This window comes from Desulfonatronum zhilinae (genome assembly GCF_900182865.1).
GTDB classification, from domain to species: Bacteria; Desulfobacterota; Desulfovibrionia; order Desulfovibrionales; family Desulfonatronaceae; genus Desulfonatronum; species Desulfonatronum lacustre.
The window spans coordinates 147,035-153,286 of record NZ_FXUJ01000009.1 but is presented as its reverse complement, the minus strand read 5'-3'; the positions used below and the strand labels follow the sequence as shown (position 1 = coordinate 153,286).

At 56.9% G+C, this 6,252-nt stretch carries 4 protein-coding genes and 1 pseudogene; all 5 read left to right on the top strand.

The features are described 5' to 3' along the window. Positions 1 to 250, top strand: a pseudogene (locus AC559A_RS09470) (IS4 family transposase); the annotation flags it as partial. A 569-nt stretch (positions 251 to 819) separates the two neighbouring features. Further along, positions 820 to 1,257 (top strand): disulfide bond formation protein B, encoded by a 438-nt coding sequence (locus AC559A_RS09465; RefSeq protein WP_498817715.1) that lies wholly within the window; start codon positions 820 to 822, stop codon positions 1,255 to 1,257. Continuing rightward, positions 1,254 to 1,910: a DsbA family protein gene (locus AC559A_RS09460; RefSeq protein WP_498817714.1), complete on the top strand. Its 657-nt coding sequence runs from the start codon at positions 1,254 to 1,256 to the stop codon at positions 1,908 to 1,910. Before AC559A_RS09465 ends, AC559A_RS09460 begins: the two co-directional genes overlap by 4 nt. 200 nt (positions 1,911 to 2,110) lie before the next feature. Further along, complete coding sequence (locus AC559A_RS09455) at positions 2,111 to 3,328, top strand: serine hydrolase domain-containing protein (RefSeq protein WP_498817713.1); 1,218 nt, start codon at positions 2,111 to 2,113, stop codon at positions 3,326 to 3,328. A 287-nt stretch (positions 3,329 to 3,615) separates the two neighbouring features. After that, entirely contained in the window at positions 3,616 to 6,222 is a 2,607-nt protein-coding gene (locus AC559A_RS09450) for a PEP/pyruvate-binding domain-containing protein (RefSeq protein WP_498817712.1), read from the top strand. The last annotated feature ends 30 nt before the right edge of the window (positions 6,223 to 6,252 follow it).

Genomic DNA, 6,252 nt, shown 5'->3' with positions numbered 1-6,252 from the left:
CCTGCGAATAAAACGGTTTTATGGTACCTCAGAAAATGCCGTTAAAAGTCAAATTTGGATCGCAATCTCGACTTTTTTACTCGTGGCAATAATGAGAAAGGAACTCAAAATTGAAGCTTCTCTCTACACAATTCTACAGATTTTGAGTGTAAACATCTTCGAACGAGTTCCATTATTACAGATAGTTGGATGTGATGATTACGAAAGCGAACAGACGTCAAACAGTAAGCAGCTAAGTTTATTTGATTAATTGTTGGGACACTAGTGGAAAACGCTAAGTCCGTGAAGCGGGATTGTCAATAAAGATCGTAATTCATGTTTTTTGACATGCGGCTCTCGGCGCGCTACGTTTGAAGAATGCGTGTGCTGTTTGCAAGGGGACTTGTTTTGGCCGTTCTGCTGACGACCTCTTTTGCCGCAACCGGGATGGGGGCTGTTGTTTCGGCGTTGCTTCACCCTGCTGACGTGGATTCATGTTGCATGCCGTTCAGCCCTGATAACAGCCCTGAAGAACCCGCGAACCCAACCCCATGCACGGAACAGGGGTGTCTCTGTCTCTTCTGCCTGAAGCTGCTCACGTCCCTTCTCCCCGAGGCCACCTCCGGCCTTCCGTTGACCATTACCTTCGCTCTCCCACCTTTTGCGCGCCCTCCCTCGGACTTGGTCCATCGTATCGACTTTCCGCCTGAATTTTCCTGATCTTGCTTGCCCTCCTCGCCGAACTGACGGCTTAAACGGCTTTTTGTCGGCTGTTCCCGCGGGTCGCCCAGGCCCTTGGCGATTGTGCCGCTCCATTACATTCATGGGAGATCAATCCGCATGCCTTCTACGGATAGCGTTTCGAAGCCCGGCTGGAATATTCTCTTTCTGGCTTGGCTGCTGACCATTGCGTCCGCACTGACGAGCATTTTTTTCAGTGCCGTGATGCAGCTGCCCCCCTGTGTTCTCTGCTGGTACCAGCGCATTTTTCTCTTTCCCTTGGCGTTTATATTCACCACGGGTCTCTTTTTTTGCGACAAGAGCGTGGTGCGTTACGCCCTGCCTCTGGCCGGCGCGGGCTGGCTTGTGGCCTTGTACCAGAATTTGCTTGTTTACGGGATAATCCCGGAGAACATCAAACCATGCAGTCAGGGAGTCTCCTGCACGGACATCCATTTCGACATTCTCGGTTTTCTGACGATTCCCATGCTTTCATTGTTGGCTTTCACGATCATTCTGGTGCTACTCTACATTTTCAACAGGAGAATTTCTCAATGAGGAAACAATATCTCGTTGCCGCGGCCGGACTGTCCCTTGGGCTGCTCTTTATCATCGCAACCCATGTCTACCAGACGCAACAAGCCGGGAAGCTGGACTTTCTGGCACAGGAAGATGCTGAAATCTTTGTCCGGCCTCACTCGCCCACCCTGGGCAACCCGGATGCCCGGGTCACCCTGGTGGAGTTCATGGACCCGGCCTGCGAGACATGCGCCGCGTTCTCTCCCTTTGTGAAGAAACTGATGGATGACAATCCCGGCAAAATCAGGCTGGTGTTGCGGTACGCTCCGTTCCATGACGGGGCCGAAGACTTCGTGCGCATACTCGAAGCCGCGGGCAATCAGGACAAATACTGGGAAACCCTGGACATCATGTATAAAAGCCAGGGCCATTGGGCGAGTCACCAGAACCCGCAACCGCACTTGCTCTGGGACTTCGTGGCCATGGCCGGCGTGGACCTGGAGACGATCAGAAGCGACATGAACGAAGCAAGGATTCAGCGCATTCTGGAGCAGGACATCGCCGACGCCAGGGCGCTCAACGTCACCAAGACTCCGGGCTTTTTCGTCAACGGCAAACCCTTGACGACTTTTGGCTTCAAGCAGTTGCAGCAACTGGTGGAGTCGGAAATCGCACGGCATTACCCACAGTGAGCCGACGCTGAAGTGTGAAGTGCAATGAAAGTTTCCGTGCCACCGGGCGACAAGTCCGGTGGCACGGAAATCGTATCCGTTCTCCAGATACGTGAGGATGTGTCGGACAAGTGGAGAAATTGACGAGAGGGCGACAATACTGCAAGAGGCGGAGATGAAGATTTTACATGACTTCTTGCATGCAGAGAGATGGAGGTCCCATGTTACGTCATTTTCAAATTTCACGCTTTCTGCTGCCCAGCCTGTTTTGCTTGTGGCTCGTCGGCCTTGCTGGTCCGGGCACGGCTCAGGTTGTTTTTCTGCAGCCTGATGCTTTGGAAAAGGCCATGTTCCACCTGATGGACAAGTGGCAGGTGCATGGAGCGTCCGTGGCGCTGGTGGAAGACGGAATGGTCGTTTGGGAGGAGGGATATGGGTGGGCGGAGATGGAAGCGTGGCTTCCGGCCCTTCCGGATACGGTTTTTCAGGCGGCCTCTATTTCCAAGGCCGTGAGCGCGGCGGTGGTCTTGCGGATGGTTCAGGCCGGGCTGTTGGATTTGGATGAACCGGTTTCCCGGTACGTGACCCGCTGGCGACTCCCGGAATCGGAGTTCGACCCCGACGAGGTGACGTTGCGCCGGATTCTCAGCCATACCGCCGGGCTTTCGGTGCCGGGGTACTTGGGCTTTTTGTCGGACCAGCCGGTTCAGACCTTGGAAGCTTCCCTGACCTCGGCTTCGGACGCCGGTGATCGTGGCGTGGTCGTGATCCTGCCGCCCGGGGAGCAGTGGGCCTACTCCGGTGGAGGCTACACACTGATGGAATTGCTGCTCGAAGAGGTTACCGGACGGCCTTTTTCCCAGGTGGCCCGGGATCTGATTTTGAATCCGCTGGGCATGGAATCAAGCAGCTTTGGCGACGATCCTCGGCTGTACGGCCGCAAGGCGCGGTCCTATACCGCGGACAACGCCGCCGTGCCGGAGCGTCGGTTCGCGGCCCTGGCCGCGGCCGGGCTGTGGGCCACGGCCGGGGACCTGGGGCGCTTCGTCGCCGGGTTGACCGCGAGCGCAACGGAGGAAGGAGGGAGGGGGGCCAGCCTGGGTTTGGAACGTTCACTCTTGCGGGACATGCTTTCCCCTCAGCCCGGCGCAAACAGCGGGCTGGTCTTCGCCGGAAGCCGCTGGGGGCTGGGGTTGGGATTGTTGGATCTCCCGGACGGCCAAGGCTTGTTGGCTTTTCATCCCGGCGACAATCTTCCGGCGTGGCATTCCTTTCTGGCATTCCTGCCCGGCCATGAGCCGGACGGCTCCCAGGTACGGGGCATCGCCGTTTTGACCAATGGCGAACACGGGGACGAACTCGTCCTGGACGTCGTGTGTCTGTGGTTGGAGGCCACGGGGGGGCGAGGTGTCACGGAATGTCTGGAGAGGACGCCCTGAGTAGGTTGGGAAAATGTCTACAGTGAATAAAAGATGCGGACAAGCGGATTTATTACTATTAAATAGATGTCTTGAAGCATTCCAGAAGGTATTTTTCGCAGTGCTGTTTGCAAGAGCTTGCCTTTTCTAAATGGCAGGGGTAGATATAAAGAAAATTTTCAGCGACACATTCTTTTTGTACTTTGTACCCAAAATGGGCTCCGGTTTTTTACCGGAGCCCATTTTATTTTTTGTTTTGGCAAAAAGAATGATTTCAATGGACGCGTGATCGTGAAAGGAGAGGAAAAATGATCGCTTATGTCAAAGAATGGATCAGGCCCGCCGTCAAACCAGAAGCCGAGACGGAGGTTTTCGTGGAGCGGTACAATATTTTCAAGGAGCTATTGGAGAAGAACACCGCCTCACTCCATGTGATCAACGACATCGAAGACATGATGCTCAATCCGGACTCGTTCGATTACGATGAGGTCGTTGTTTTGTGTGAGCGTCTCGTGGCCATTGTTCGGGATCTTTCATCCGACCTGGATGCGTTGTCCCGGAATCGGTTCGCGAACCTCAGGAGCGTCGCCGACAGGATCGGCCGGTCCGTTCTCAAGGAGCTGCGGGGACGGCAAAAGCTGGAAAAGAGCAACTGGACCATCTCCCTGGCCAACTTGAGTCGCGAGAAAAGCGCGTTGGTGGGGAACAAGGCGGCCAACTTGGCCGATATTTCAAACAGGGCGTATTTGCCCGCGCCCAAAGGGTTCGCGGTCACGGCCTTCTCGTGTCATCACTTTTTCAAGCAGGCGGGAATCTATGAAAAGGTCAAGCGTAAGCTACGGCAACTCGATGTCCGGGACATGGAACGTCTCGAAACGGTCTGCGCCGAGATCAAGGTTCTGATTCTCGGCTCTCAGCTGCCCGACGACGTCGCGAGGGCCATCCTTCACGAGGCCCGGGTTTTGGCCGGCGATCTCGGTGAGGATCTGCGTTTCGCCGTTCGCAGCAGCGCCAGCGCCGAAGATTCCCCGTCTTCTTCCTTTGCCGGACAGTACGACAGTGTCTTGAACGTCCCTGTCGACAACCTGCTTGCGGCCTATAAAGAGGTCGTGGCCGGGATATTCAACCCCAGGGCGGTATTCTACCGGCGCGGCAAGGGATATCGGGACATCGACGACCTGATGAGCGTTCTGTGCGTGGCCATGGTGGATGCCGTGTCCAGCGGTTGCCTGTACACCATTGACCCGAACTATCATGTGGCCGACAACATCTGCGTCAACGCCAACTGGGGCCTTGGGGTGAGCGTCGTGGACGGGTCGGCGAGAACCGACTACTGGCGGATCTGCCGGGAGACCAGGGAGGTTCTGGAGCAGGAGATTGCCGGAAAAGACACCATGCTTGTCATGGATAGGGAACAGGGGCTGCGCCTAAGTGAGACGCCCCTGGCCCGGCGGAACGCTCCCTGTCTGACCTCCGAACAACTCCGCGTCCTGACCGACTACGGGTTGAAGCTAGAAGAGCATTTCGGCACGCCTTTGGATATTGAATGGGCTCTGGATCAAGCCGGCAAGATTATCATCCTGCAAGCCCGCCCCTTGCAGAGGGTCACGGAGGACTTGTCCTTCGAAGAGCTGGGGAGGGACGTCCAGGTGCCCCGCGACCGCGTTCTGATCCACGCGGGCATGACCGCCGCCCCCGGCGCGGCCAGCGGTCCGGCGTATATCCTGGAGGATGATCAAAGCCTGGCCGGCATTCCTGAAGGCTCTATCCTCGTGGCCCGCCAGACATCGCCGACCCTTGTCCCGGCCATGAGCAGGGTCAAGGGGATCGTGACGGATGTGGGCAGCGTCACCGGGCATATGGCTTCCGTGGCCAGGGAATTCAAGGTTCCGACGTTGGTCGGGATTGAAACCGGAACACGGACCATCCAGGCCGGAGACATCATTACCTTGGACGCCACCCGCAGGACTATTTACAAGGGTGAAGTGCCCGCAGTCATCCGGCAGAAGGCTCCGGCCAACCTGATCGCGGACAGCCCGGTCCATATCCGTGTCCGCGGGGTGTTGAACAAGGTCGTTCCGCTGAATCTGCTCGATCCGCGAAGCGCGGAGTTCACCCCGGAAGGCTGCGCCACCCTGCACGACGTGATTCGCTTTGCCCATGAAATGGCGATGCGGGAGATGTTTCACCTGGGAGACTGGCTCAGGGGGCGAACCGGGGACGGGCGGATCGGAAAGAAGCTGCGCGATACGCCGCTGAACGCCTTTGTTCTGGACTTGGGCGGAGGAGTCGAGCGGATGGGGAACTCCGCGGAAGATGCAAACGAGGTCGCCGTGGAGGAGATCGTCTCGGTACCGTTCCAGGCCCTGCTCAAGGGCGTGACCCACGAAAAGGTGCGTTGGTCCGGACCGGTCCGGGTGAACATGCAGGGACTCTTGGCCGTGGTTGCGGAAGGCGTACTCAACGACCCGCACTTGCACGACGGCCTTGGGGAGCCAAATTACGCCATTATTTCCAAAAGATATCTCAACTTCAACGCCCGGCTCGGCTACCACTTCGCGACCATCGACTCCTTTTGCTCCGAGCAGGTCAACTCCAACTACGTGACCTTCTCGTTCAAAGGCGGGGCAGCGGACGTGGGACGGCGAACGAGACGAGCCGAACTGATGGCCCTGATCCTCAAGAGGATGGGGTTTCGGGTCGAGCACAAGGGCGACCTGCTCAAGGCTGAAATGCGAAAATACGATGTCGGGCGACTAACGGAGAAGCTGGAGCATATCGGGCGCTTGTTGGGCTCCGTGCGGCTGTTGGACATGGTTCTGACCGACGATGGAGAAATCCAGTGGTACGCGGAGGAGTTCTTCAAAGGTAATTACACCTTTGAACAAGTGCCTTCGCAAGTTTTTGGCCGCTGATGTTCGCAAGGAACCGGATTACCCGATCCC

Bases quoted from the DNA above. Each gene is read 5' to 3' on its own strand.
- AC559A_RS09465 (WP_498817715.1), top strand. From the start codon at position 820: ATGCCTTCTACGGATAGCGTTTCGAAGCCCGGCTGGAATATTCTCTTT.
- AC559A_RS09460 (WP_498817714.1), top strand. From the start codon at position 1,254: ATGAGGAAACAATATCTCGTTGCCGCGGCCGGACTGTCCCTTGGGCTG.
- AC559A_RS09455 (WP_498817713.1), top strand. From the start codon at position 2,111: ATGTTACGTCATTTTCAAATTTCACGCTTTCTGCTGCCCAGCCTGTTT.
- AC559A_RS09450 (WP_498817712.1), top strand. From the start codon at position 3,616: ATGATCGCTTATGTCAAAGAATGGATCAGGCCCGCCGTCAAACCAGAA.